Source organism: Massilia sp. FBCC-B171 (genome assembly GCF_059134155.1).
On the sequence record NZ_CP101443.1, the window covers coordinates 4,635,498 to 4,659,852 of the forward strand.

Genomic DNA, 24,355 nt, shown 5'->3' on the forward strand with positions numbered 1-24,355 from the left:
TTTATGGAGTGCAATCAGATCCCGTAGCGCGCCCGATACGCTGACACCGCATCCTTGTGCTGCCCCAGCTCCGCGCCCGCGCCCTCACCCGACAGATAGGTGAACAGGTCGTCCAGGTTGGCGATCGAAATGACGGGAATCCCGAATTCTTTCGCCACCTGCTGCACTGCCGAGCCCTCCGACAGCGCGCCCTCCTGCCCCGAGCGCTCCATGCGGTCGATGGCGATCAGCACGGCGGCCGGTTCGGCGCCGGCGGCGCGGATCAGGTCGACCGATTCGCGCACCGAGGTGCCGGCCGAGATCACGTCGTCGACGATCACGACCTTCCCCTGCAGCTTGGCGCCGACAATGGTTCCGCCTTCGCCGTGGTCCTTGGCTTCCTTGCGGTTGTAGGCGTAGGAGGTATTGCGGCCCTTGCCGGCCAGCGCGACAGCGGTGGCGCTGGCCAGGGTGATGCCTTTATAGGCCGGGCCGAACAGCATGTCGAATTCGACGCCCGAGTCGAGCAGGGTCTGGGCATAGAATTGCGCCAGCTGGCCCAGGGTGGCGCCGTCGTGGAACAGGCCGGCGTTGAAGAAGTAAGGCGACTGGCGCCCGGCCTTGGTGGTGAACTCGCCGAACTTGAGCACTCCCGTCGAGACCGAAAAAGCGATAAACTGTTGGCGCAAATTGTTCACGATGACCCCACATTAAAAAAGTGGCTGTATTTTAATCCCCGGACACCGCCAGCGCCATCGCCGCGTCCGCCGGGCCGCGCCACCCTTCTCTTCGATCCCATGCCACGAATTATTTCCGCCAACCTGAACGGCATCCGTTCGGCCCACAAAAAAGGCTTTTTCAACTGGCTCGCCACGGTCGACGCCGACTTCATCTGCGTGCAGGAACTCAAAGCAGTGGAAGCCGACATGACCGAGGAATTCCTGCGTCCGCACGGCTACCACGGCCATTTCCACTACGCCGAAAAGAAGGGCTATTCGGGCACCGGCGTCTACAGCCGCGTAGCGCCCGACAACAAGCGCATCGGCTTCGGCTGCCAGGAATTCGATGCCGAGGGCCGCTACACGCGCTGCGACTTCGGCAACCTGACCGTGATCTCGGTCTACTGCCCGTCGGGCTCGTCCTCGCCCGAACGCCAGCTGGCCAAGTTCCGCTTCATGGAAGTCTTCCTGCCGCACCTGCAGGAATTGAAAGCCGAAGGCCGCGAAGTCGTCATCTGCGGCGACTGGAACATCGCGCACAAGGAAATCGACCTGAAAAACTGGAAGAGCAACCAGAAGAACTCGGGTTTTCTCCCTGAAGAACGCGCATGGATGACGCGCCTGTTCGACGAGCTGGGCCTGGTCGACGTGCACCGCGTGGTGGCGCCGGATGCGGCAGATTACACCTGGTGGAGCAACCGCGGCCAGTCATGGGCGAAGAACGTGGGCTGGCGCATCGATTACCACGTCGCGACCCCTGGCATTGCAGCCAAGGCGCACACGGTGGCGGTCTACAAGGATGAGCGTTTTTCGGACCACGCGCCGCTCATCATCGATTACCACCTCTGATCGCTAGGGCCAGTCCAGCGTGCGTTCGCTCGTAAACGTGCGCTGTGCACCCGTCAGCGGATCGTCAAAACTGATCGAGCGCGCCAGCAGCTGCAGCGGCGCCGAAAAGTCGTCGCCCTTGCAGGGCAGCGCGACCGGATAAAACGCGTCGTTCAAAATCGGCGCGCCGAGCGAGGACAAATGCAGGCGCAGCTGGTGCTTGCGGCCGGTATGCGGGTGCAGGCGGTAGCGCACGATGTCGCCGCGCCGTTCGAGTACCTCGATCAGGGTCTCCGAGTTCGGCTCGCCCTCCTCTTCCGTCATCACAAAGAACTTGTCGCCGTCGACCATCCGGCTCCTGTAGGTGAAGGGGAAGTCGCGTCCGGCAATCGGGCCGGCCAGCGCCTCGTACACTTTTTTCACGACGCGCTTCTGGAACATCGACTGGTACTTACCGCGCGTCTCGACATTGTGCGAGAAGATCACGACGCCTGCCGTTTCGCGGTCGAGGCGGTGGATCGGGGTCAGGTGCGGCAGTTCGAGCTGGGCTTTCAGGCGCACCAGCAGCGTCTCGTGCAGGAAGCGCCCGGTCGGGATCATCGGCAGAAAGTGCGGCTTGTCGACCACCAGCAGGTGGTCGTCCTGGAACAGGATGCGTTCCTTGAACGGGATCGGCGTCTCGGACTCGTCGAGCTCGCGGTAATACCAGATGCGCATGCCCTGGCGGACCTGGCTGTTGGCCGTCAATGGCGTGCCGGTCGCGTCGACCACTTCGCCGCGCTGCAGTCGCGCGGCCCAGGAATCCGCCGGCACGTCCGGGAAGCGCTCGGCCAGGAAGCGCAGCATGCCGCCGGGGCGCGTCTCGGTCAGCCACAGGTAGCTGGGCGCGACGCCGCCGCGTACCGGCAGCGGCACGAAAGCATTCGCGTCTGCCTGCCGTCCCATTTATCTCAGTGCGACGTTGGTGCGATATTCCGGCAAGCGGTTCACCGTGGTGCCCTTGGCGCGCGCGTACAGCGGCAGCAGCACGTTCATGTGCTTTTCCATGTCCCTGATGCGGGTTTCGCCGCCCGGGTGGGTCGACAGGAACTCGGGCGGCGCGCCCTTGTTCAGCATCGCCATCTTGCGCCACAGCGCAATGCCGGCGCGCGGGTCGTAGCCAGCACGGGCGGCGATGTCCAGGCCCACCAGGTCCGACTCGCGCTCTTCGTCGCGCGAAAATTTCAGCACCACGCCCTGGCCGATCATGCCGGTGACGGTATTCGTGATGCTCGGGTCGACCCCGAAGATGGCCGAACCGAGCGCACCGGCCACGCGCGCGACGCCCGAGGTAATGCCGGACTTGGCCATGCGCTCGCGGCCATGCTCGCGCAGCGCGTGGGCGATTTCGTGGCCCATGATGGCGGCCATTTCGTCGTCGGTGAGTTTCAGCTGGTTGATGATGCCGGTAAAGAAGCCGATGCGCCCGCCTGGCATGCAAAACGCGTTGACCTGGGGATGGTCGACCAGGTTGACCTGCCATTTCCAGTCCTTGGCCGAGGCGTTCCAGCGCGGCGTGTGCGGAATCAGGCGCTGGGCTACGCCGCGCAGGCGCTTGACCTGCGGATCGGTGGCCGGCACCAGCGCGCCCTTTTGCTGGGCCTGCGACATCATCTGCTGGTACTGCTGGGCCGCAGCCTCGTTGAGCTGCGCCTCCGGAACCAGTACGCGCACGCGCGAGAGCGGCTTCACGACGATGCCGTCCTGGACCACTTGCTCCTTCTGCGCGTGTGCCTGCTGCAGCGGCATGGCGCCGAGGGCGGCGATGACCGCGATGGACGCGGCAAGTTGTTTCATGTTTTTCATGTGAGTGGCCGGTGTGCTGTTTTTGTCAACAACATCGTCGCAGAAAAGGGCGGATGGGGTACGCACGATATGGGGGAATCGCAGTATCAGGCGCGCCTGGCCTTCTTGCGCAGCCTGAACACCGCCAGGCTCCCGCGCAGATTCGGCAGGAAGGTCACCGGCTTGCCGTCGGCCAGCGCCACATATTCGATTACCTCGAGCCCGCACTCTTCCGCCAGCTCCTTGAAGTCGACAATGGTCGCGCAGCGCACGTTCGGCGTGTCGTACCACTGGTAGGGCAGCGAGCGCGACACCGGCATCCGGCCCTTCAATAGCGCAACCCGGTGCGGCCAGTAAGCGAAGTTGGGGAAGGAGACGATGGCCTCGGCGCCCACGCGCACGATGTCGCGCAGCAGCGCTTCGACGTGCTGCATCATCTGCAGCGAGGACAGGCAGAGCACCGTGTCGAAGGAGTTGTCGCCAAACAGGCCCAGGCCCTGCTCCATGTCGTGCTGGATGACGTTGATGCCGCGGCGGGTGCTCTCCAGTACCTTGTCGTCGGCGATCTCGATGCCGTAGCCGGTGCAGCGCTTGCCCTTTTCCAGGTAGCGCAGCATGGCGCCGTCGCCGCAGCCCACGTCCAGTACGTGCGCGCTGTCGCCTACCCAGTGGGCGATGAAGGCCAGGTCGGGGCGCAAAGCGTTCAGGTCGTCGAAATTCATGCCGTCTCCCCTGCAGTGGCTTCCCAGATGCGGTCGTAATAAGCCCGCACAACGCCCATGTAGCGTGCGTCTTCCAGGAGGAAGGCGTCGTGCCCGTGCGGCGCGTCGATCTCGGCATAGGTCACCTGGCGCCGGTTCGAAATGAGCGCTTCCACGATCTCGCGGCTGCGCTCGGGCGAAAAACGCCAGTCGGTACTGAAGGAGGCGATCAGGAACTGGGCCTGTGTGGTTGCCAATGCGCGGGTCAGGTCGCCGCCGTGCTCGCGCGCCGGGTCGAAATAGTCGAGCGCCTTGGTGATCAGGAGGTAGGTATTGGCGTCGAAGTATTCCGAAAACTTGTCGCCCTGGTAGCGCAGGTAGGATTCGATCTCGAAGTCGACGCCGAAGTCGAATTTGTAGTCGTTCGTCTCGGCGGCATTGCGCAGTTTGCGGCCGAATTTTTCCGCCATGTCGTCGTTCGACAAATACGTGATGTGGCCGACCATGCGCGCGACCTTCAGGCCGTTCTTCGGCACGGTCTTGTGCTCGTAAAAATCGCCGCCGTGGTAGTCCGGGTCGGTGAGAATTGCCTGGCGCGCGACGTCGTTGAAGGCGATGTTCTGGGCCGAGAGCTTGGGCGTGGAGGCGATCACGATGCAGTGGCGCAGGCGCTCGGGAAACTTGATGCTCCACGAAAGGGCCTGCATGCCGCCGAGCGAGCCGCCCATCACGGCGGCGAATTGGTCGACGCCGAGGCGGTCGGCCAGGCGCGCCTGGGCGCTGACCCAGTCTTCCACTGTCAGCACGGGGAAGGCCGCGCCGTAGGGCTTGCCGGTAGCAGGATTGACGTGCATCGGGCCCGTCGAGCCGAAGCAGGAACCGAGGTTGTTCACGCCGATGACAAAGAAGCGGTCGGTGTCGACCGGTTTGCCCGGTCCCACCATGTTGTCCCACCAGCCGAGGTTTTTCGGCGCATCGGCATAGGTGCCGGCGACGTGGTGCGAAGCGTTCAGTGCGTGGCAGATCAGCACCGCGTTCGAGCGCTCTGCATTCAATGTGCCGTAGGTTTCATACATCAGCGTGTAGTCGGCAAGCTGCGCGCCGCTTTGCAGCAGCAGCGGCTCGGCGAAATGCATCGCTGATGGTGAAACGATTCCAATGGATCCCATGAGACTTTCTTTGACTGTGTAGATGGCGGCACGCCCGGCCGCGCTGGTACTGAATTTCTGCTAATTGCGCTGGAGCTGTTCGACCGCTTCGAGGATCTCGCCCGGCTCCATCGAGCGCATGATGCGCCGCATTCGGGGCGCGATCCGGGTCAGGTCGGCGTTCAGGATTTCCTGCTTCACCGACAGCAGCTGGGCCGGATGCATCGAGAACTCGCGCAGGCCCATTCCCAATAACAAGCGCGTCAGCCTGGTGTCGCCCGCCATCTCGCCGCATACCGCGACGTCGATGCCCGCCTTCCGGCCGGCCTCGATCGTCATGCCGATCAGCTGCAAAATCGCCGGATGCAGCGGGTCGTACAGGTGCGCCACTTCGTAATCGACGCGGTCGATCGCCAGCGTGTATTGAATCAAGTCATTCGTGCCGATCGACAGGAAGTTCATGCGCCGCACGAACATCGGCAGCGCCAGCGCGGCGGCCGGGATCTCGATCATGGCGCCCACTTCCACCGCTGGGTCGAACTTGATGTCCTGTTCGCTCAGCTGCGCCTTTGCTTGCTCGAGCATGTTCAGGGTCTGGTCGATCTCGAAGGCGTGCGCCAGCATCGGGAACAGGATGCGCACCTTGCCGAAGGCGGACGCGCGCAAGATCGCGCGCAGCTGGGTCAGGAACAGCTGCGGCTCGGCCAGGCAGTAGCGGATCGCGCGCAGGCCGAGCGCCGGGTTCAGGGCCGTGTGCTCGGTCGGGTCGAGCGGCTTGTCGGCGCCGACGTCGAGCGTGCGGATCGTTACCGGGCGGCCCTTCATCGCCACCACGGCGCGCCGGTACTGCTCGAACTGTTCGTCTTCGTCGGGGATCTGCAGGCCGGGGGCGCCGCGGCCCATGAACAGGAATTCGGAGCGGAACAGGCCGATGCCGGTCGCGCCGGCGTCGAGCGCATGCGGGCAGTCGTCGGGCAGCTCGATGTTGGCCATCAGCTTGATGGCGGTGCCGTCCTTGGTGACGGCCGGCGTCTTCTTCAGCTTCTGCAGGCGCTTCCTGGCCTTGGTCAGCGCGAGCTGGCGCGCGCGGTACTGCTCCAGCACCAGCGGGCTCGGATTGCAGATCACGACGCCGGCGTCGCCGTCGACGATGATCCAGTCGTCCTGCTCGATCAGGCGCGAAGCCTGGCTCATGCCGACCGCCGCCGGGATGTCGAGCGAGCGCGCGACGATGGCCGTGTGCGAGTTCTGGCCGCCGACGTCGGTGACGAAACCGATGAAGGAACGGTCGCGGAAGGCCAGCATGTCGGCCGGCGAGATGTCGTGGGCGACGACCACCATTTGCGGCGCATAGCCCTCGTCGCCGGCCAGCAGCGGCGGCACCGACAAGGCGGTGCCCATCAGGACTTTCAGCACGCGCTCGGCGACCTGCTGGATGTCGTGCTTGCGCTCGCGCAGGTAGGCGTCTTCGATCTCGTCGAACTGGCTCGACAATTCGTCGATCTGGGTCACCAGCGCCCACTCGGCGTTGTAGTGGCGCGTGCGGATGATGTCGAGCGGCGCTTCCGAAATCATCGGGTCGGACAGGATCAGCGCATGGACGTCGATGAAGGCGCCCAGTTCGGTCGGGGCGTCCTTTGGCAGGTCGGTCCACAGCTCCTGCAGGTTGCGGTGCACTTCGGCGATCGCGTCCTTCAGGCGTTTGACTTCCGCTTCGATCTGCTCGACCGGAACCAGGTAGTGCTTGACGTCGAGCGCGGCGGGCGTGAGCAGGTGCGCGCGCCCGATCGCGATCCCGCGCGAGACGGGGATGCCATGGAGCGTGAACGACGCCATCGAGGGTCCCGAACGGTAGCGGCCCGATTCCGGCATTACTCGCCTTCGCCGAACTTGTCGTTGACCAGGCCCGAGAGCGCCGTAATGGCGTCGTTCTCGTCCGGACCATCGGCTTCCAGCGTGACTTTCGCGCCCTTGCCGGCAGCCAGCATCATCACGCCCATGATCGACTTGGCGTTGATGCGGCGGCCATTGCGGGTGAGCCAGACTTCGCTTTTGTACTTCGCAGCCAGTTGCGTGAATTTGGCGGAGGCGCGGGCGTGCAGGCCCAGTTTGTTGATAATTTCAAGTTCTTGTTGAATCATGTTCTCGTTTTCTTTTCAATCGTCAGAACTGCGCGTCCCACTACAATCCGGTGTGGAGTGCCTGAAAAAGCCCTCAGGGCAAGGCGCATCGTCGAAGACAGTACGCTAGTACGGCGAGACGATGCAACGCCGCCATGAGGGGTTTTTCAGACACTCCTAACCGGGGCCTACTCTGATCCTGTTATCGACGCGCACCGCGCCATTCTGGGCGCCCGCCAGCGCCATCTCCACCACCACGTCGAGCGTGTCGCGCCGGTAGGTGATCGCGCGCAGCAGCATCGGCAGGCTGATGCCGGCGATGACTTCGACGCGCCCGGCAACGGCCAGCGAATTGCAGCAATTGGCCGGCGTGCCGCCCTTGATGTCGGTGATCACCAGCACGCCGTCGCCGTCGTCCAGGCGCACGATCGCGTCGCGCGCGCGCAGGTTGACGGCCTGCGTGTCTTCATCGGCCGCAACGTCGATCGCTTCGAAGCGCTCGGTCGGCCCGCGAAACACGTGGGCCACTGCCGCGATGAATGCCTGGCCCAGCGGTGCGTGGGTCAGGAGCAAAATACCTACCATGTTATTTCCCTGTTGCCTGCTCGACCGCGTCGATGAACATCGCCGCAACGTCGAAACCGGTCTGGTCGGTGATCTCCTGGAAGCAGGTCGGACTGGTGACATTCACCTCGGTCAGGAAATCGCCGATCACGTCCAATCCTACCAGTAAGAGGCCTCGCTCGGCCAGCAGTGGCCCGAGGGCCTCGGCGATCTCGAGGTCGCGCTCGGTGATCGGCTGGGCCACGCCGATGCCGCCGGCCGCCAGGTTGCCGCGCACTTCGGTTCCCTGCGGGATACGGGCCAGCGCGAACGGTACCGGCTTGCCGCCGATGACGAGGATGCGTTTGTCGCCCTTGACGATCTCAGGAATGTATTTTTGCACCATAATGGTGCGTTTTCCGTTGTCGCTCAGCGTTTCGATGATCGCGCCCAGATTCATCGCGTCCGATTTCACGCGGAAGATGCCGGTGCCGCCCATGCCGTCGAGCGGCTTGAAAATCACGTCGCCGTGCATGGCGTGGAAGGCGCGCAGGCGCTTTTCCGACGAAGTGACCAGGGTCGGCGACGTAAACTGGCTGAACTGGCCGATCGCCAGTTTTTCGTTATGGTCGCGAATGGCCGACGGGCGGTTGAAGACGCGCGCGCCCTGCTTTTCGGCGAGCTCCAGCAGGTAGGTGCCGTAGACATATTCCATGTCGAAAGGCGGATCCTTGCGCTCGATGATGGCGTCGAAGCTGGACAGGCGCAGATCGCGCGCTTCGTCGGCCCGGTACCAGACATCCTGCTCGCCGGTGAGATGGATGCGCGCCACCTCGGCGCTGACCACGCCCATCTCCAGCGCCATGTGGCGCTGCTCGAAGAAGTAGAGCTCATGGCCGCGCCGCGCCGCTTCGCGCATCATTGCGAAGGTCGAGTCCTTGTAGATCTTGAAGCCATCGAGCGGATCGGCGAGGAAGGCGATTTTCATGGAGGGTCCTGTCTGGGTAATGCCCTTGATTTTAGCCGGAATCCCATATTCGCGCGGGCGGCGGGCCCGGCCGGATGATTCCTGCAAGCACATAGTGCTGATGAGCAAATTGCGCGCGATCGTCGAAACGCCTGAGCGTCCGCAAACCGGGGCGCGGTTGCCTGGGCGACGATTCTGCCATGAGCGCTCAATTCGACCAAAAAGCGGAACAGGACCGCATCGCCGGCGTGTACCGCGGCTGGCATAGCGGCGCCGCCCTGGCCCGCTATGCCTGGCACCGGCCCGACATCGTGTACCAGCACGCCATGCGCATGCGGGTGCTCTCGCGCGTGCTGGCCAGCACCGTCGGCACCGATCTCGGCAAGGTGCGCGTGGTCGACGTCAACTGCGGCAGCGGCGCCTTCCTGCGCCAGCTGATCGACTGGGGAGCAACGCCGGCGCATCTCACCGGTACCGAAATGCAGCAGGAGCGCCTCGACCTGGCGCGCCCGCGCTCGGCGCCCGAGGTGAAATGGCATTGCGGTTCGCTGAGCTCTCTGCCGGCTGCCAGTGCCGACCTGGTCAGCGCGCACACCGTGCTGTCCTCGCTATTGGAGCCGGAGCTGCGCCAACGCCTCGCGGCCGACATGTGGCGCGTGCTCAAACCCGGCGGCTGGTGCCTCGTGGTCGACTTCCGCTACAACAACCCGCGCAATCCGCACGTGCGCAAGGTGACGCGCGCCGAGCTCCACGGCTACTGGCCGGGACACCGCCCGCACTACCAGACCATGCTGCTCGCACCGCCCGTCGGCCGCGCACTGGCCGCCCTGCCCGCGCTGGTGAGCGAAGCGCTGGCCGGCCTGGTGCCGCCGCTGCGTTCGCATTTCATTTATATGGTGCAGAAGGAGCGTTGACCGCGGGGACGGGCCTGAAAAATCGTGTGCGTGCTTAGTGGGGCTGTTGCCTGTGCGGCTAACGGGGTGTTTGATCCGCGTGGGCATTCATGCCCACGCGGAATAAAGAAACCATCAGCCGCACAGGCGACAGCCCCACCAACCCAAAAGAAAAGGGACCACTTGGCCCCTTTCCCTGCATCCGCCACCCGCAGCGGCAAACAATCAATAGACTTCCGGGTTCGGATCAGTGCGTTCCATCTCCAGCGAAGCCGCCAGCAAACCCAGGCGCGCCACGACGCCGTACACATAGAACCGGTTCGGCGCCGCCGTGCCCGGTTTCGCCTTCAGGTCCGGCACCGCGTGCTGCTGGGCAAACGCCAGCGGCACGTATTGCGAGCCCGGCGCGTTCAGGTTCTGGTCGATGCCGCGCTCGGCGTGCACGCGATAGAAACCGCCGACTACGTAGCGGTCGATCATGTAGACCACCGGCTCGGCCACCGCGTCGTCGATCTTTTCGAAGGTCGGCACGCCTTCCTGCACGATCAGGTCGGTTACGGCCACGCCATCCTTGATCACCGACATTTTCGCGCGCTGCTTCAGGGACAGGTCGCGTACTTCGCTCGCGTCCTTCACCGTCATCACGCCCATGCCGTAGGTGCCGGCGTCGGGCTTCACGATCACGAAGGGCTTTTGCTCCTTCATGCCGTATTCCTTGTACTTCTTCTTGATCTTCGAGAGCAGCGCCGAGACCGCGTCAGCCAGCGCTTCGGTGCCCTGGTCGTGCTCGAGGTCGATCTCGCCCACCTTCGCATGCAGCGGATTGACCAGCCATGGGTCGATGTCGATCAGCTTGCCGAACTTCTTGGCCACCTCGTCGAACGCCTTCAGGTGGTTGCTCTTGCGGCGCACCGCCCAGCCGGCGTGTACGGGCGGCAGCAGCGACTGTTCGTGGATGTTTTCCAGGATCGAGGGAATGCCCGCCGACAGGTCGTTGTTCAGCAGGATCGTGCACGGATCGAAGTCGGCCAGGCCCAGGCGGCGGCCGTTGGCGGAGCGCACCAGGGGTTCGACCACCAGCATGTTTCCGTCCGGCAGCGCCAGCGGAGTCGGCTGGGTGACGTCCGGCGACAGCGAACCGAGGCGCACGTGCAGGCCGGTCTGGCGGAAGATCTGCATCAGACGCGCCACGTTTTGCAGGTAATGCGGATTGCGCGTGTGCGTTTCCGGAATCAGGAGCAGGTTGCGCGCGTCGGGACAATACTTGTCGATCGCCGCCATCGCCGCCTGCACCGTCAGCGGCAGCATCTCGCTGGCCAGGTTGTTGAAGCCGCCCGGGAACAGGTTGGTGTCGACCGGCGCCAGTTTATAGCCGGCATTCCTCAGGTCGACCGAGCAATAGAACGGCGGCGTATGCTCCTGCCACTCGAGGCGGAACCAGCGCTCGATCGCCGGAGTGGCGTCGAGGATCTTTTTTTCTAAATCGAGCAGCGGGCCGGTCAAGGCGGTGGCGAGGTGCGGAACCATGAAAGTGGACGTCCTTATTGGCTTCTTGGCGATGAATGCCCGTATCTTGGGGCAACGAGCCCTATTTTAAAGGCTTCTGCTGCACTGCAAAAACAAAAAAGGCGCCCCGCAGGGCGCCCTTTTATGCTGAACGGGTCGCGGTGTTACGAATGGTACGCCGATTCGCCGTGGCTGGTAATATCCAGGCCCTCGCGTTCCTGCTCTTCCGGCACGCGCAGTCCGATCACGATATCGACCAGTTTGAAGGCGATGAAGGCCACGACCGCCGACCAGACGATGGTCACGCCGACCGCCTGGGCCTGCACCCAGACCTGGTGGCCGATCGAATACACGTCAGCCGAGGGTTTGTTGGTGACGTAATCCCAGATGCCCTGCCCGCCCAGTTGCGGCGCGGCGAACACGCCGGTCAGCAGTGCGCCGACGATGCCGCCGACACCGTGCACGCCGAACACGTCGAGCGAATCATCGACACGCAGCAGGCGTTTCAGGCCATTCACGCCCCACAGGCAGACGATGCCGCCGACCAGGCCGATCACCAGCGCGCCCATCGGACCGACGAAACCGCAGGCCGGGGTAATGGCCACCAGGCCCGAGACGGCACCCGAGGCGGCGCCCAGCATCGATGGCTTGCCCTTGGTGATCCACTCGCCCATGGTCCAGGAGACGGTCGCGGCAGCGGTGGCCAGCAGGGTGTTGATGAAGGCCAGCGCGGCGATGTCGCCCGCTTCCAGTGCCGAGCCGGCATTGAAGCCGAACCAGCCGACCCACAGCAGCGAGGCGCCGATCATGGTCATGGTCATCGAGTGCGGGGCCATCGATTCGCGGCCGTAGCCGACGCGCTTGCCGATCACATAGGCGCCGACCAGGCCGGCCACTGCCGCATTGATGTGCACCACGGTGCCGCCCGCGAAGTCGAGGGCGCCCTTCTGCCACAGCCAGCCGGCGTCGGCGGTCACGGTTGCCAGGGTGGCGGCGTCGGTGATCGCATCAGGACCGGCCCAGAACCAGACCATGTGGGCGACCGGGATATAGCCGAAGGTGAACCACAGCACCACGAAGGCCAGCACCGCGGAGAAGCGCACGCGCTCGGCGAAGGCGCCGACGATCAGGGCGCAGGTGATGGCGGCAAAGGTGCCCTGGAAGGCGACGAAGATGAACTCGGGGATCATCGTCTCCTTGCTGAAGGTGGCGGCCATGCTGAACACGCCCGCGGCCGGATCGTAGATGCCGTTCAGGAAGGCGCGGTCGAACCCGCCGATGAAGGCGCTGCCGCCGGTGAAGGCCAGCGAATAGCCGTACAGGCACCACAGCACGATGATGATCGAGAACACCATGAAAACTTGCAGCAGGATCGACAGCATGTTCTTGGCGCGCACCAGGCCGCCGTAGAACAGGGCCAGGCCCGGGATCGACATCATGATCACGAGCAGGGTGGCGACGAACATCCAGGCGGTATCGCCCTTGTTGATGGAAGGGGCGGCCCAGGCCGGCAGTGCAAGACCCAACGCCAGTGCGGCGCCCAGGATTTTTGTCATTGTTCGATTCATTTTGAAATCCCCTTACAGTGCGTCGTTGCCGGTCTCGCCGGTACGGATACGGATGACCTGGTTGAGGTCGGACACGAAGATCTTGCCGTCGCCAATCTTGCCGGTGCGCGCGGCGCTCTGGATGGCGTCGATGACCTGGTCGACGACGGCGTCGTCGACGGCCGCTTCGATCTTGATCTTCGGCAGGAAGTCGACCACGTACTCGGCTCCGCGGTAGAGCTCGGTATGGCCCTTCTGGCGCCCGAAGCCTTTGACTTCGGTGACCGTCATGCCCTGCACGTTAATTTCCGACAGCGCCTCACGCACTTCGTCGAGCTTGAAGGGCTTGATAATGGCGGTAATCAGTTTCATCGCATGGCCTCTTTCAGAAAGTTTTTGAGATGGAAATCACTGCCGCCGATTTGCCCAGGTTGCGGCCGGTTGGGCTCAGATACGCGTCGGTGTCAGCCTTGACCCAGGCCAGCGCGACGCTGGCAAAGCCCAGGTCCTTGGTCAGGCCGATCTTGTAGTCGTTGTATGACAGGGCGCCATTGTTCTTCACGCGCTGGCGGCCGGCATGCAGGTTCAGGGTCAGTCCCTCGACGGCCGTGATCGGCAGGTTCAGGCCCACGTCCAGGTAGCCGCTCTGCTTGCTGTCGACCGTGCCGAACAGGTTCGTGGTCGCATGCGAATACTTCACATAGGCAGGACCGAAGCCGAGCTGGCCGTAGAGCTCGAAGGTGTTCGCGTTCGGATTGAGGTCGTTCGATGGATACCAGTAGTACAGGCCGCCGACGTCGTAGCTGATCTCGCTTGTCAGCTGCCCGCGCTTGCCGGCGTAGACGTCGACTTCGACATTGCCGTCGCCGCCCAGGTCCTTGGTCCACTTGATGGTCGAGAGCCAGGTGCCGACATACAGGCCGCTCGGGCTGTGGGTATAGTCGGCGCCGCCTTGCAGGGCCGGGTCGAAGCGGGTCTGCGACAGGCCGCGGTAGCGGTATTCGCTGGTCAGCGCCGCGTTGTAGCTGAGCTGGTGCTCGGGAGCCGGCGTCTCTTGCGCCTGCGCGCTGCCCATCATTGCCAGCGCTAACGCTGCACTACCTGCAAACTTGCTCTTCATGACGATTCCCCTTGTTTGGATGGATGTGGTGTCTCGGTTAGCCTGAGTTGCAGCTTTATTCATCCTGTAGCAGAATGCGTGCCAGCTCACAGGGGCATCTCATGTGCTTGATTTTTCGCCCACCTGCCCCACTTTCGTAGGTAATCAACAAAATTGAGTGCGCGGCGCCGCGAAAACCGGCCGCCATGCACTAAACGAGGTCGCCGCGCACCACCGTGGTGCGCCGCCTCGCTGACCAGGACTGATGGACATGAATAATTTCTTCAATGACTTGCAAGGCAAGATCAACCAGGCGATGGACAGCGCGCCTGCCAAGGACATCGAGAAGAACGTCAAGGCGATGATGACCCAGGGCTTTTCCAAGCTCGACCTGGTGACGCGCGAAGAATTCGACATCCAGGCCCAGGTGCTGGCAAAGACGCGCGCAAAGCTCGAAGCGCTCGAGCTGCGCGTGGCCGAGCTGGAAGCGCGGCTGACGGAGACGGCTCCCAAGCTGTAATTGCGCTGCCGGTGTAGTCTCTTTAGAGGCGGCGCCATGAATGCAACAGACAAACTGCTCGGCACGGTCATGCCTCCACAAGAGGTCTCGATTGACGTGCTGCGCGAGAAATATGCGAAAGGCGACGAAACCACGGTCGCCGACGTCCGCCTGCGTGTAGCCCGCGCCCTGGCTGCGCGCGAGGCGCCCGAACGCCGCGCCGAATTTGCCGAGCGCTTCCTCTGGGCCCAGGAACAGGGCTTCGTTCCCGGCGGGCGCATCAACTCCGCCGCCGGCCTCGACCTCAAAGCCACCCTCATCAATTGTTTCGTCCAGCCGGTGGGCGACTCGGTCACCGGTGTCGAGGATGGCCTGCCCGGCATCTATACGGCGCTGGCCGAGGCGGCCGAGACGATGCGCCGCGGCGGCGGGGTTGGCTACGACTTCAGTGCCATCCGCCCTTTCGGCGCCGTCGTCCACGGCACCCGTTCGCGCGCTTCCGGCCCGGTCTCGTACATGGAACTGTTCGACGCCTCGTGCCGCACGGTCGAATCGGCCGGCGCCCGGCGCGGCGCCCAGATGGGCGTGCTGCGCATCGACCATCCCGACATCGAACGCTTCATCGCCGCCAAGGACCGCGGCGCCCTCTCCAATTTCAATATCTCGGTCGGCGTCAGCGACGCCTTCATGCACGCGCTGGAAGCCGATGCCCAGTTCCCCCTCGTGCACCGCGCCGAACCTGGCGAAGAACTGATTCGCGCCGGCGCGCGCCAGACCGACGACGGCCTCTGGGTCTGGCGCGAGGTGCGCGCGCGCAGCCTGTGGGACAGCATCATGGCCTCGACCTATGACCATGCCGAGCCGGGCGTGCTGTTCATCGACCGCATGAACCTGGAAAACAACCTCTGGTACTGCGAGCAGCTGCGCGCCACCAATCCCTGCGGCGAACAGCCCCTGCCCGCCTACGGCTGCTGCGACCTCGGCTCGGTGAATCTCACCTGCTTCGTCGACCAGCCCTTTAGCGGCGACGCCCGTTTCGACTTCGAACGCATGCGCGAGGTCGCCGCCGTCGCGGTGCGCATGCTCGACCTGGTGCTGGACGCGACCGAATGGCCGCTGCCGCAGCAGGCGGCGGAAAGCCAAGCCAAGCGCCGCATCGGCCTGGGCTTCCTGGGCCTGGGCAGCGCCCTCGTCATGCTGGGCCTGCGCTACGACGCGCCCGAAGGACGCGCGCTGGCCGCGGCGATCGCGCAGCACCTGCGCGACGCCGCTTACGCCGCCTCAATCGACCTGGCGCGCGAAAAAGGCGCCTTTCCCCTGTTCGATCCCGAGCGCTACCTGGAAGGCGGCTTCGTCACGCGCTTGCCGCAGGCGCTGCGCGACGCGATCCGCCAGCACGGCATCCGCAACTCGCACCTGCTTTCGATCGCGCCGACCGGCACCATCGCGCTGGCCTTCGCCGACAATGCCTCGAACGGCATCGAGCCGGCCTATTCCTGGACTTACCAGCGCAAGAAGCGCATGCCGGACGATTCGATGCGCGCCTACGAGGTGCAGGACCATGCCTGGCGCCTGTACCTGCGCCTGTATCCCGAGGCCAGGCCTGGCGGCCCGCTGCCGCCGCCCTTCGTCACCGCCCTGCAAATGAGCGCCGACGACCACCTGCGCATGCTCGAAGCGGTCCAGCCTTTCATCGACACCTCGATTTCGAAGACGGTGAACGTCCCCGCCGATTATCCGTACGCCGATTTTCGCGGCCTCTACCTGGAAGCCTGGCGCGCCGGTTTGAAAGGGCTCGCGACTTACCGTCCGAATACGGTGCTGGGCAGCGTGCTCGGTATGGTGGCCGCGAACGACAACCCCGGCGGCCCCGATGAAGACCCGCTGCGCAAGCGCTTCGAGGGCCGGCCGCTGGGCGAACTCGATTCGGTCACCTCGAAAGTCGAGTATTCGACCCAGGAAGGCCGCAAGACCCTGTACCTGACGGTGAGCTTCATCCGGGCCGCGGGCGTGGCCGACGGCCTGCCGGTGACGATCGAGCGCCCCTTCGAATTCTTCATGCCGGCCAACCAGCGCAGCGACGGCCAGCAGTGGATCACCTCCTCGATGCGCCTGCTGTCGATGCTGGCGCGTGCCGGCGGGCCAATCGCCAAAGCCCTGGCCGACATGCGCGAGGTGGTCTGGGAAAAGGGACCGGTACGCTGCGGTTTTCTCACCCGCGAGGATGGCATCCAGGTGCCCGTGTTCCACGATTCGGAGGCGGCGGCGGTCGGCTTCATGCTGCAGCGGATTCTGATCAAGCGTGGTTTCCTCGACGCGCAGGGGAACGGGGTGCCGGTAGCGCAGCTGGCGCGCCAGCTGGCCGCGCGCAGCGCCCTGGTGGACGCCACCCCCGCCGATGGGCCGGCCATGCCTGATGTTGCGCAGCCCACGAGCGTGGGCGCGAAATGCCCGGAATGCGGCGCCCGGGCGCTGCACAAGGCGGAAGGCTGCACGCGCTGCGACAACTGCCAATATGTCGGGGAATGCGGCTGAGTTGTCGTTCCAGCGGGCCGGTGCGGTGATACCATCATGGGATCCGCCGACCACTACCGATGTAAATGACGACCGACCAAATTTCCTGCGCCCCCGGCAGCGCCAGCAATGAAGACCTGATCGCGCTGTTCGAGCACGAGGGGGTGACCGACCTGCTGGTGTTCGATGGCGCGAGCTCGGTGGCGGACGCCGACTATGTCGACCCGGTGCAAGGCGACGTCGCCTGGTTCGTGCAAGCCTTCGCCGCGGCGCTGGCGCAGGCGATCGCGCCCGATGTCACGCAAGGCAGCGCGGTGCGCATTGCGGCCGATTCCGTGCGCCAGGCTTGGGATGCGCAGGCCGGCGCGGCGGCGGTTCCCCTGTACGCCCATCCGCTGGCCGCCCTCACCTGGATCCGCATTCACGAGAACGGCGACCATCTCGCGCTGTCGCTTTACTGCCTGGGCGACTGCAAGGTCTTTGCCCTCGACGCCGATGGCGCCGTGCACGACCTCGATCCGTATGTGAACCCGCACGAAGCGGTGCTGCTGGAAGCCATGGCCTCGCTGGGCCTGGCGAGCGTGAGCGATCCGGTGCTGCGCCGCGCGCGACTGCTGCCGATGCTGCGGGCGCGGCGCGAGTTCCAGCACGGCGCGGCGGCGCCGGAAGTGCTGTGCCTGGCGCCGCAGGGCGCGTTCAAGGCGCGCGAATATCGGCTGCGCCTTGCGCGCGATGCGTCGGTGCTGGCGATGACCGATGGCTTTTACCGGCTGGTCGATCCCTATGGCCTGCATTCGATCGAACAACTGGCGCAGCGCTGCCGCAGCGAAGGGCTGGCCGTCCTGATGGACGAGTTACGCGCCTTCGAAACAGCGCGCGCATGCGGCACGAGTGCGGTAAAAAGCGCCGACGATGCCTCGGCGGTATTATGGACAGGCCGTCCTATCACTGAAGGAAACACATGATGTCGTTTGATTGGCGCAGCGCGCGCCGATATCGCCTTGCGGCCGCGGCCTGCTGCGCGCTGGGCCTGGCCCTGCCCGGTGCCGCCCGTGCCCAGGACACCGGCCAGGCGCTCGAAGCGCGGGTCGTCGTCGTCAATGTCGAGCGCCTGCTGGTCGACTCGAAGCGCGCCCGCGCGTCGGCCGCGAAGATCGAGGCCGAGTTCGCACCGCGGCGCCAGCAGGTCCAGGCGCAGTTGCGCCAGTTGCGCGAGATGTCGGAGAAGCTGGCGCAGGATTCCCCGCGCCTGGACGACCGCGAGCGCCTGCTGCGTTCGCGCGCCGTCGGTGAACTCGAACGCACCGTGCGGCGCGCGCAGGAGCGGATCAAGGACGACTTCGCCGAACGCAGCGCATCCGAGCGCGCCGCCCTCGCCACGCGCATCCACAACATCGTGCAGAGCCTTCCCGCCCGCCAGGGTGCGGACGTGGTCCTGACGCGCACGGTCTGGCACCGCGCGCAGATCGACGTCACCGACAAGGTGGAAGCGGTGCTGGACCGGTAAGCGTGGCGCCTCGCGCCTATTTTTACCCGGATATTATTGCGCTTTTATTTTTATCCGGGTAATATCTCCGCATGCGCTGCCATTCGGATGCGCGACTTCAGGAGAATTCCATGCTGCCGAGCCACTGCATTGCCTTTGCCGGAACCGAGCTGCTGGCCAAGGGCGAACTCGTCGACGTTGTACGCGCCGTCAAGGCGGCGCTCGACCAGGGCACCGACCGTTCGGTCGCGCTGCTCGATGCCGCCACCAGCCGCCCCGTCGAGATCAATTTCACCGGTACCGAAGAGGAAGTCTTGCAGCGCATCCCGCGCCCCCCCGTGCGCAGCGCCGGCCGCCCCAAGCTGGGCGTGGTCCCGCGCGAAGTGACGCTGCTGCCGCGCCACTGGGAATGGCTGGCCGGCCAACCCGGCGGGGCCTCGGTGGCGCTGCGCAAGCTGGTCGAACACGCCTCGCGCGATGCCCGCGATGCCGACACCATGCGCGAAGCGCGCGATGCGGCGTATCGCTTCATGCATGAACTGATGGGCGATGCGGCGGGCTTCGAGGAGGCATCGCGGGCGCTGTTTGCGGGCGATGGCGAACGCTTTGCCACGCTGGTGGCGGATTGGCCGCCTGGGGTGCGGGAGCATTTGCTGGCGCTGGCCGGGCCGGCGTTCGGCGCCGCGCACGCCCCATAAAAAAACGCCCGGCCAATGACCGGGCGTTTTGCATGACGCAGGTGCGGCCGCGTTTTACTTCACGCCGCTGCCTTCCTTGCCCGCCTTCTCGAAGTCGCCCGCCGCAATGAAGGAGACCGCCGATGGCTTGATGAACTCGCGCATCGCTGCGTTCACCTGGGCCAGCGTGAGCTTGCGTACCTGCTCTTCGACCGCGCCATCGAAGGCCATGGTGCGGCCCAGGGTCAGGTAGTCGGCCAGGGCGCCGGCAAGGGCTTCGTCCGAGGTGCGCGAGACTTCCTCGCCCTGCAGCCAGCCCTTCTTGGCTTCGGCCAGTTCCGCTTCGGTAAAGCCCTCGCTGACGGCGCGCTGCAGTTCTTCGCGCAGCACCGCTTCGACCTTGGCCGTGTTTTGCGGGGCGCTCATCGCGTACGCAATCCACACCCCGGCTGGATCATGCTTCGGCACGCTCAGCTGCGAACCGACGCCATACGACAGGCCTTCCTTCTGGCGGATGCGGTCGGCCAGGCGCGAACGCAGCGCGCCTCCGCCGAGCATGTAGTTCGCCATCACCAGCGCGGGATAGGCTTTGGCATCGTCCTTCATCGGCATCGGATGCACCGCCAGCAGGAAGCTGCTCGCCTTGTCCGGCGTGTCGAGCGCCAGCTTCTGGCCAGTCACCAGCTTGACGCTGCTCGGCACGCGCACGAACTTCTGCTGCGCCTGCCAGCCGCCGTACAGGCGTTCGACCTGCGCCTTGAGCGCGGCCGGATCGAAGTCGCCGACCGCGGCGAAGGTGGCGTTGTCCGCGCCGTAGAAGGCGGCGTGGAAGGCCTTGACCTCGTCGACCGTCGCCGCTTTTTGCGCGGCCAGCCGCTCCTGCAGCGTCAGCGCATGCTTGACGTGGCCTTCCGGCGTCGTGTCGAGCAGGCGCGAGAGCGCGGCGCTGGCCTGCGGCGTCGGCTCCGGGATCGACTGCTCGGTCGCATTCACGTTCGCGCGCTGGTACTCGCCGAATTCAGTCGCCGCAAAAGCAGGCTTCTTGAGCATTTCCGCCACCAGGTCCATCACGGCCGGGAGATTTTCGCGGGTGGTCGTGACCGATGCGCTGAGGTGTTCAGCGCTGCCGGAGATGCGGTGCTGGGCCTTGAGCTTGTCGAACATGTCCTTCAACTGCTGGCGCGATTTGTCCTGGGTGCCATAGCTCAGCAGGCCGGCCGCGAAGTTGCCGGCGGTGGCCTTGTTGCGCAGCGCTTCTTCGGTGCCGAAGCGCAGCCGGATCGTCGCCGTCACGAGACCGCCCTTGGTCTTCTTCGGCAGCAGTGCGCCCTTCAGGCCATTAGCCAGCTTGAAGCGCTGGGTACGCGCTTCGATGTTGGCAGGGCTCGGGTCGAACACTTCGCCCTGCGCCACCACTGCCCGGCCCTTGTAGTCCTTGACCAGGGCCGCGACGTCGGCCGTGCCAGGCACCGTGGTGCGGTCCGCGCCATCGGTCGGGACAAACACGCCCAGGGTGCGGTTCGAGGCCTTCAGGTATTTTTCGGCCGCTGCCTGCACGCCCTTGGCATCGGTCTTTTCGACCTGGTCGCGGTTCACGAAGAACAGGCGCCAGTCGCCGGCGGCCATGGCTTCGGTCAGGGCGATCGTCAGGCGCGCGCTGTCGTTCATCGCCAGCTCGATGTTCTTGCCGATCGCCTGGCGCGCGCGCGCCACTTCTTCTTCGGTGACGGGATTGGATTTCAGGTCTTCCAGCACCTTGAGCAGCGCTTCCTGGGTCGGCGCCAGCGGCTGGCCCTTCGGCACCACCGCGCCGAAAATGCGGTAGCCGGGTTCGAGGTTGCTGACGGCGGAGACGTCGAGGCGGGTCGCCAGCTTGCTTTCGACCAGGGCCTTGTGCAGGCGGCCGGACGGCGCATCGACCAGCACGCGGGCCAGCACTTCGAGCGCCGCGGCGTCCGGGTGCCCGCTCGGCGCGACGTGGTAGCCGGCGCCGACGAACTGGGTGCCGCCGGAGCGGCGCACGGTGACGGAGCGTTCGCCGTCCTGTACCGGTTCGAGCGTGTAGGTCGGCTGGATCACGCGCGACGGTTTTGGAAGCTTGCCGAACAGGGTGTTCACCTGGGCCAGCACCTTGGCTTCGTCGAAGCGGCCGGCCACGATCAGCACCGCGTTGTCCGGCTGGTAGTAATGCTTGTAGAAGGCGCGCAGGCGCGGAATGTTCACCTGTTCGATGTCGGAACGGGCGCCGATGGTCGACTTGCCGTAGTTGTGCCAGTCGTAGGCAACAGCCTGCAGGCGTTCGGTGGTGACGTTGATCGGATCGCTCTCGCCGATCTCGAACTCGTTGCGCACGACCGTCATCTCGCCCTTGTTGGTCTTCGTATTCCACAGGTCGTCCTGCGAAATCGGGGCATTGACCATGCGGTCCGCTTCCAGCGCCAGCATGGTGCGCAGGTTGGCGTCGTTCGCCGGGAAGGTGGCGTAGTAATTGGTGCGGTCGTACCAGGTGGTGCCGTTGAAGTCGGCGCCCAGCCCGTTGAGCACTTCGACCGGGCTTTGCGTGCCCTTCTTGACGCCGAAGTTATTCGTCGGCTTGAACAGCAGGTGTTCCAGCAAGTGCGCCATGCCAGTCTCGCCGTAGTTCTCGTGACGCGACCCGACCATGTAGATCATGTTCGTCGTCAGGGTCGGCTTGGAGGCGTCCGGGAACAGCAGCACGCGCAAGCCGTTGGCCAGGCGGTATTCGGTAATGCCCTCCACCGATGCGACCCGGGCCGGGCCTTGTTGGGTGGCGGATTTGGCCTGGACCGGCTTGGATGCGGCGGTCGCTCCTGCAGCAAATACCGGCGACAGGATGCCGGCACTGATCATCAACGCAACGAGAGTTTTCAATTGTTTGTATCCCGATTTATTTATACATATGTAGAAAACGGTTAGTACACCGTTTATTCTTTTATGGATCGGCGGAATATGCATATATGCGATGCACATAGGCATAACCGTCCCGCTCCCTAATTTGAATTTGAACAATGAAGCCCGGCTTACTGGAAGTCAATATCAAATTGAACTATGCGAATGGGCTTACAAGAAAGATACATCGACGCCAGCAGCGTGGCGATTTGGTGGATGGTGGTTACAACGCTTGAATATGGCCGGTCGTTACGTGCCGAAATGCGATTGCTGCCTTTATTTGACAGCACCGCCCTGCTCGCTCGCGTCGTCCTGGGCAGTGAAGCGTCTGACGTAATCCCTGGCCCGCATTTCCGCCTCAGTCACCCTGTCTTCCGGCAGCCGACCCAATACCCGAATCATGTCGTTTCTCGCACGCGTCATCACGGCCCTGTCTTCCTCGTCCTGCGCTTCGGACTGCATGCCAGCCACTGCACATCGATACCACGCGTAGGCTTCCACGACATCGCGCTCGGGCGGTAGGCATATACGCCAAGGTTGTATTCGGTTTCGCTGGACCATGCCGGTCCTTGCAGCATCAGGAAGCCGGCCAACAGTACGACACATCTTTTCCAGGCTTGCATGGTCGGGCTTTCCGCGACGTGGATATTGACGAGCATGATGCCTCAGTCGCCAGGCGCTTGGCAATCGGCCATCCTTCGTCGATGCGCCCTGGCCTGATGCGGCACTTTCATGGCCTTGGTCCATCGCCCTGCGCACGCCTGCTCAGCCTCAAACCGCAACCGCATCCCCGCCCTACCATGTGGCCTTGCCTCCTCCTGCAAAGGCCCCAGATGAGTTTAGCCGTCCTGAGAAGCCGCGCCCTGGCCGGCATGGAAGCGCCCGCCGTGAGCGTCGAAGTGCATCTTGCCAACGGCCTTCCCGGCTTAACGATCGTCGGGCTACCTGATGCCGAGGTGCGCGAAGCGAAAGACCGGGTGCGCGCCGCCTTGCAGAACGTCGGCTTCGAGATGCCGTCGCGGCGCATTACCGTCAACCTTGCGCCGGCCGACTTGCCGAAGGAATCGGGCCGCTTCGATTTGCCGATCGCGCTGGGCATCCTGGCCGCGTCCGGCCAGATTCCCGCCAAGGAACTTGATTGCTACGAGTTCGCGGGCGAGCTCTCGCTTTCCGGACAATTGCGTCCGGTTCGCGGCGCGCTGGCGATGACCTTTGCGATCGGGCGCGGCAGCGTGGACAAGCCGCGCGCCTTCATCCTGCCGCGCGCGAATGCCGACGAAGCCGCGCTGGTGGCCGACGCCGCCATCTACCCGGCCGACACGCTGCTGCAGGTGTGCGCCCACTTCGCGGCAAGCGACGCTGGCGCGCGGCTCGAGCGCTACCGCAACGAGCGGCACGGGCAAGCGGCGCGCTATCCCGATTTTTCCGACGTGAAGGGCCAGCAGCATGCCAAGCGGGCTCTCGAGATTGCCGCGGCCGGCAACCATTCGCTCTTGCTGATGGGGCCGCCTGGTGCAGGCAAGAGCATGCTGGCGGCGCGCTTTCCCGGCTTGCTGCCGCCGATGACGGACGAGGAAGCACTCGAGGCTGCCGCCGTACAATCGCTCAACGGCAGCTTTTCAGTCGAGCGCTGGCGCGTGCGGCCGTTTCGCAGCCCGCACCACACGAGCTCGGGCGTGGCCCTGGTGGGCGGGGGCGGGGTTCCGCGTCCCGGCGAAGTCTCGCTCGCGCATTGCGGCGTCCTGTTCCTGGACGAATTACCGGAGTTCGACCGCAAGGTCCTCGAGGTGTTGCGCCAGCCGCTCGAATCCGGGCGCATCACCATCTCCCGGGCGGCGAACCAGGCCGATTTTCCGGCGCGCTTCCAGCTCATCGCCGCGATGAATCCCTGCCCTTGCGGCTGGCAGGGCCATCCATCGGGCAAGTGCCACTGCACCAATGAGACTGCCCTGCGCTACCGCGACCGTATTTCCGGTCCTTTGCTCGACCGCATCGACATGCAGATCGAAGTGAACGCCATGTCGCCGGACGCGATGAGTGCGCGTGCCGACGGCGAGAGCAGTGCCGGCATTGCCGAGCGGGTGGCGCGTGCCCATGCCAGGCAGCTCGAGCGCCAGGGCAAGCAGAACGGGCGCCTGAACACGCACGAGATCGAACGCCATTGCGCGCTCGACCCGCTGGGCGAGCGGACGCTGCGCTCGGCCATGTCGCTGATGAACTGGTCGGCGCGCGCCTATCACCGCGTGCTGAAGGTGGCGCGCACGATCGCCGACCTGGCCGGCGCGCCGGCGATCGGGGGCGCGCACATGGCCGAAGCGGTGCAGTACCGGCGCGGCTTGCAGGAACGCTGAGATGTGCTCAGCTAGCGCCCGGGCAGCCGCCCTGCTACCATCGA

General features: G+C 64.8%; 23 protein-coding genes. 8 read left to right on the top strand and 15 right to left on the bottom strand.

What is annotated here, in order from left to right:
* Window positions 1–14 precede the first annotated feature (14 nt).
* Window positions 15–677 carry an orotate phosphoribosyltransferase gene (gene pyrE / locus NMB41_RS21065; RefSeq protein WP_494379745.1) on the bottom strand — a complete coding sequence of 221 codons (663 nt, stop codon included), beginning with the start codon at window positions 675–677 and terminating at the stop codon, window positions 15–17.
* A 99-nt stretch (window positions 678–776) separates the two neighbouring features.
* Here pyrE and NMB41_RS21070 point away from each other — a divergent pair, with 99 nt between their 5' ends.
* The gene (locus NMB41_RS21070) at window positions 777–1,547 is read left to right on the top strand and encodes an exodeoxyribonuclease III (protein WP_494379746.1); all 771 of its coding nucleotides are present in this window, start codon (window positions 777–779) and stop codon (window positions 1,545–1,547) included.
* 3 nt (window positions 1,548–1,550) lie between these two features.
* On the opposite strand, the gene NMB41_RS21075 is transcribed toward NMB41_RS21070, so the two are convergent.
* The 8 genes from NMB41_RS21075 to gshB all read right to left on the bottom strand — a co-directional run bounded on the left by NMB41_RS21075 (window position 1,551) and on the right by gshB (window position 8,850).
* Window positions 1,551–2,471, bottom strand: coding sequence for a pseudouridine synthase (locus tag NMB41_RS21075; RefSeq protein WP_494379747.1), 921 nt, complete (start codon window positions 2,469–2,471; stop codon window positions 1,551–1,553).
* Window positions 2,472–3,362, bottom strand: coding sequence for a M48 family metallopeptidase (locus tag NMB41_RS21080; RefSeq protein WP_494379748.1), 891 nt, complete (start codon window positions 3,360–3,362; stop codon window positions 2,472–2,474).
* A gap of 95 nt (window positions 3,363–3,457) precedes the next feature.
* The gene (gene metW, locus NMB41_RS21085) at window positions 3,458–4,072 is read right to left on the bottom strand and encodes a methionine biosynthesis protein MetW (protein WP_494379749.1); all 615 of its coding nucleotides are present in this window, start codon (window positions 4,070–4,072) and stop codon (window positions 3,458–3,460) included.
* Window positions 4,069–5,187 (bottom strand): homoserine O-succinyltransferase MetX, encoded by a 1,119-nt coding sequence (metX, locus tag NMB41_RS21090; protein WP_494382884.1) that lies wholly within the window; start codon window positions 5,185–5,187, stop codon window positions 4,069–4,071. The genes metW and metX overlap by 4 nt, the downstream gene beginning before the upstream one ends.
* 93 nt (window positions 5,188–5,280) lie before the next feature.
* Window positions 5,281–7,035: a phosphoenolpyruvate--protein phosphotransferase gene (ptsP, locus tag NMB41_RS21095; RefSeq protein WP_494382885.1), complete on the bottom strand. Its 1,755-nt coding sequence runs from the start codon at window positions 7,033–7,035 to the stop codon at window positions 5,281–5,283.
* Window positions 7,036–7,070: 35 nt separating this feature from the next.
* Window positions 7,071–7,340, bottom strand: a complete 270-nt coding sequence (locus tag NMB41_RS21100; RefSeq protein ID WP_494379750.1) for an HPr family phosphocarrier protein — start codon at window positions 7,338–7,340, stop codon at window positions 7,071–7,073.
* A 156-nt stretch (window positions 7,341–7,496) separates the two neighbouring features.
* Entirely contained in the window at window positions 7,497–7,904 is a 408-nt protein-coding gene (locus NMB41_RS21105) for a PTS sugar transporter subunit IIA (RefSeq protein WP_494379751.1), read from the bottom strand.
* Between the two features lies 1 nt (window position 7,905).
* On the bottom strand, window positions 7,906–8,850 hold the full coding sequence (gshB, locus tag NMB41_RS21110) for a glutathione synthase (RefSeq protein ID WP_494379752.1): 945 nt from the start codon (window positions 8,848–8,850) through the stop codon (window positions 7,906–7,908).
* A 179-nt stretch (window positions 8,851–9,029) separates the two neighbouring features.
* On the opposite strand from gshB, the gene NMB41_RS21115 reads away from it, so the two are divergent.
* The gene (locus NMB41_RS21115; RefSeq protein ID WP_494379753.1) at window positions 9,030–9,743 is read left to right on the top strand and encodes a class I SAM-dependent methyltransferase; all 714 of its coding nucleotides are present in this window, start codon (window positions 9,030–9,032) and stop codon (window positions 9,741–9,743) included.
* Window positions 9,744–9,947: 204 nt separating this feature from the next.
* Here NMB41_RS21115 and gshA read toward each other — a convergent pair whose 3' ends face one another.
* The 4 genes from gshA to NMB41_RS21135 all read right to left on the bottom strand — a co-directional run bounded on the left by gshA (window position 9,948) and on the right by NMB41_RS21135 (window position 13,895).
* A complete protein-coding gene (gene gshA / locus NMB41_RS21120) occupies window positions 9,948–11,249 on the bottom strand; it encodes a glutamate--cysteine ligase (protein WP_494379754.1) in 1,302 nt (433 codons plus the stop codon).
* A 143-nt stretch (window positions 11,250–11,392) separates the two neighbouring features.
* On the bottom strand, window positions 11,393–12,784 hold the full coding sequence (gene amt / locus NMB41_RS21125; RefSeq protein WP_494379755.1) for an ammonium transporter: 1,392 nt from the start codon (window positions 12,782–12,784) through the stop codon (window positions 11,393–11,395).
* A gap of 24 nt (window positions 12,785–12,808) precedes the next feature.
* Window positions 12,809–13,147 (bottom strand): P-II family nitrogen regulator, encoded by a 339-nt coding sequence (gene glnK / locus NMB41_RS21130; protein ID WP_435762189.1) that lies wholly within the window; start codon window positions 13,145–13,147, stop codon window positions 12,809–12,811.
* 13 nt (window positions 13,148–13,160) lie between these two features.
* The gene (locus NMB41_RS21135; protein WP_494379756.1) at window positions 13,161–13,895 is read right to left on the bottom strand and encodes a TorF family putative porin; all 735 of its coding nucleotides are present in this window, start codon (window positions 13,893–13,895) and stop codon (window positions 13,161–13,163) included.
* Between the two features lie 244 nt (window positions 13,896–14,139).
* On the opposite strand from NMB41_RS21135, the gene NMB41_RS21140 reads away from it, so the two are divergent.
* The 5 genes from NMB41_RS21140 to NMB41_RS21160 all read left to right on the top strand — a co-directional run bounded on the left by NMB41_RS21140 (window position 14,140) and on the right by NMB41_RS21160 (window position 19,071).
* Window positions 14,140–14,394 carry an accessory factor UbiK family protein gene (locus NMB41_RS21140; RefSeq protein ID WP_494379757.1) on the top strand — a complete coding sequence of 85 codons (255 nt, stop codon included), beginning with the start codon at window positions 14,140–14,142 and terminating at the stop codon, window positions 14,392–14,394.
* A 36-nt stretch (window positions 14,395–14,430) separates the two neighbouring features.
* Window positions 14,431–16,908: an adenosylcobalamin-dependent ribonucleoside-diphosphate reductase gene (locus tag NMB41_RS21145; RefSeq protein ID WP_494379758.1), complete on the top strand. Its 2,478-nt coding sequence runs from the start codon at window positions 14,431–14,433 to the stop codon at window positions 16,906–16,908.
* Window positions 16,909–16,973: 65 nt separating this feature from the next.
* Complete coding sequence (locus NMB41_RS21150) at window positions 16,974–17,852, top strand: hypothetical protein (protein ID WP_494379759.1); 879 nt, start codon at window positions 16,974–16,976, stop codon at window positions 17,850–17,852.
* Window positions 17,849–18,394, top strand: coding sequence for an OmpH/Skp family outer membrane protein (locus tag NMB41_RS21155; RefSeq protein ID WP_494379760.1), 546 nt, complete (start codon window positions 17,849–17,851; stop codon window positions 18,392–18,394). The genes NMB41_RS21150 and NMB41_RS21155 overlap by 4 nt, the downstream gene beginning before the upstream one ends.
* Before the next feature lie 110 nt (window positions 18,395–18,504).
* Complete coding sequence (locus NMB41_RS21160) at window positions 18,505–19,071, top strand: DUF2239 family protein (protein ID WP_494379761.1); 567 nt, start codon at window positions 18,505–18,507, stop codon at window positions 19,069–19,071.
* A 54-nt stretch (window positions 19,072–19,125) separates the two neighbouring features.
* Here the strand turns inward: NMB41_RS21160 and NMB41_RS21165 are convergent, their stop codons facing one another.
* Window positions 19,126–21,942 (bottom strand): M16 family metallopeptidase, encoded by a 2,817-nt coding sequence (locus NMB41_RS21165; RefSeq protein ID WP_494379762.1) that lies wholly within the window; start codon window positions 21,940–21,942, stop codon window positions 19,126–19,128.
* A 294-nt stretch (window positions 21,943–22,236) separates the two neighbouring features.
* Window positions 22,237–22,422, bottom strand: coding sequence for a hypothetical protein (locus NMB41_RS21170; protein ID WP_494379763.1), 186 nt, complete (start codon window positions 22,420–22,422; stop codon window positions 22,237–22,239).
* Between the two features lie 371 nt (window positions 22,423–22,793).
* Here NMB41_RS21170 and NMB41_RS21175 point away from each other — a divergent pair, with 371 nt between their 5' ends.
* Window positions 22,794–24,311 (top strand): YifB family Mg chelatase-like AAA ATPase, encoded by a 1,518-nt coding sequence (locus NMB41_RS21175; protein WP_494379764.1) that lies wholly within the window; start codon window positions 22,794–22,796, stop codon window positions 24,309–24,311.
* Window positions 24,312–24,355: the final 44 nt, after the last annotated feature.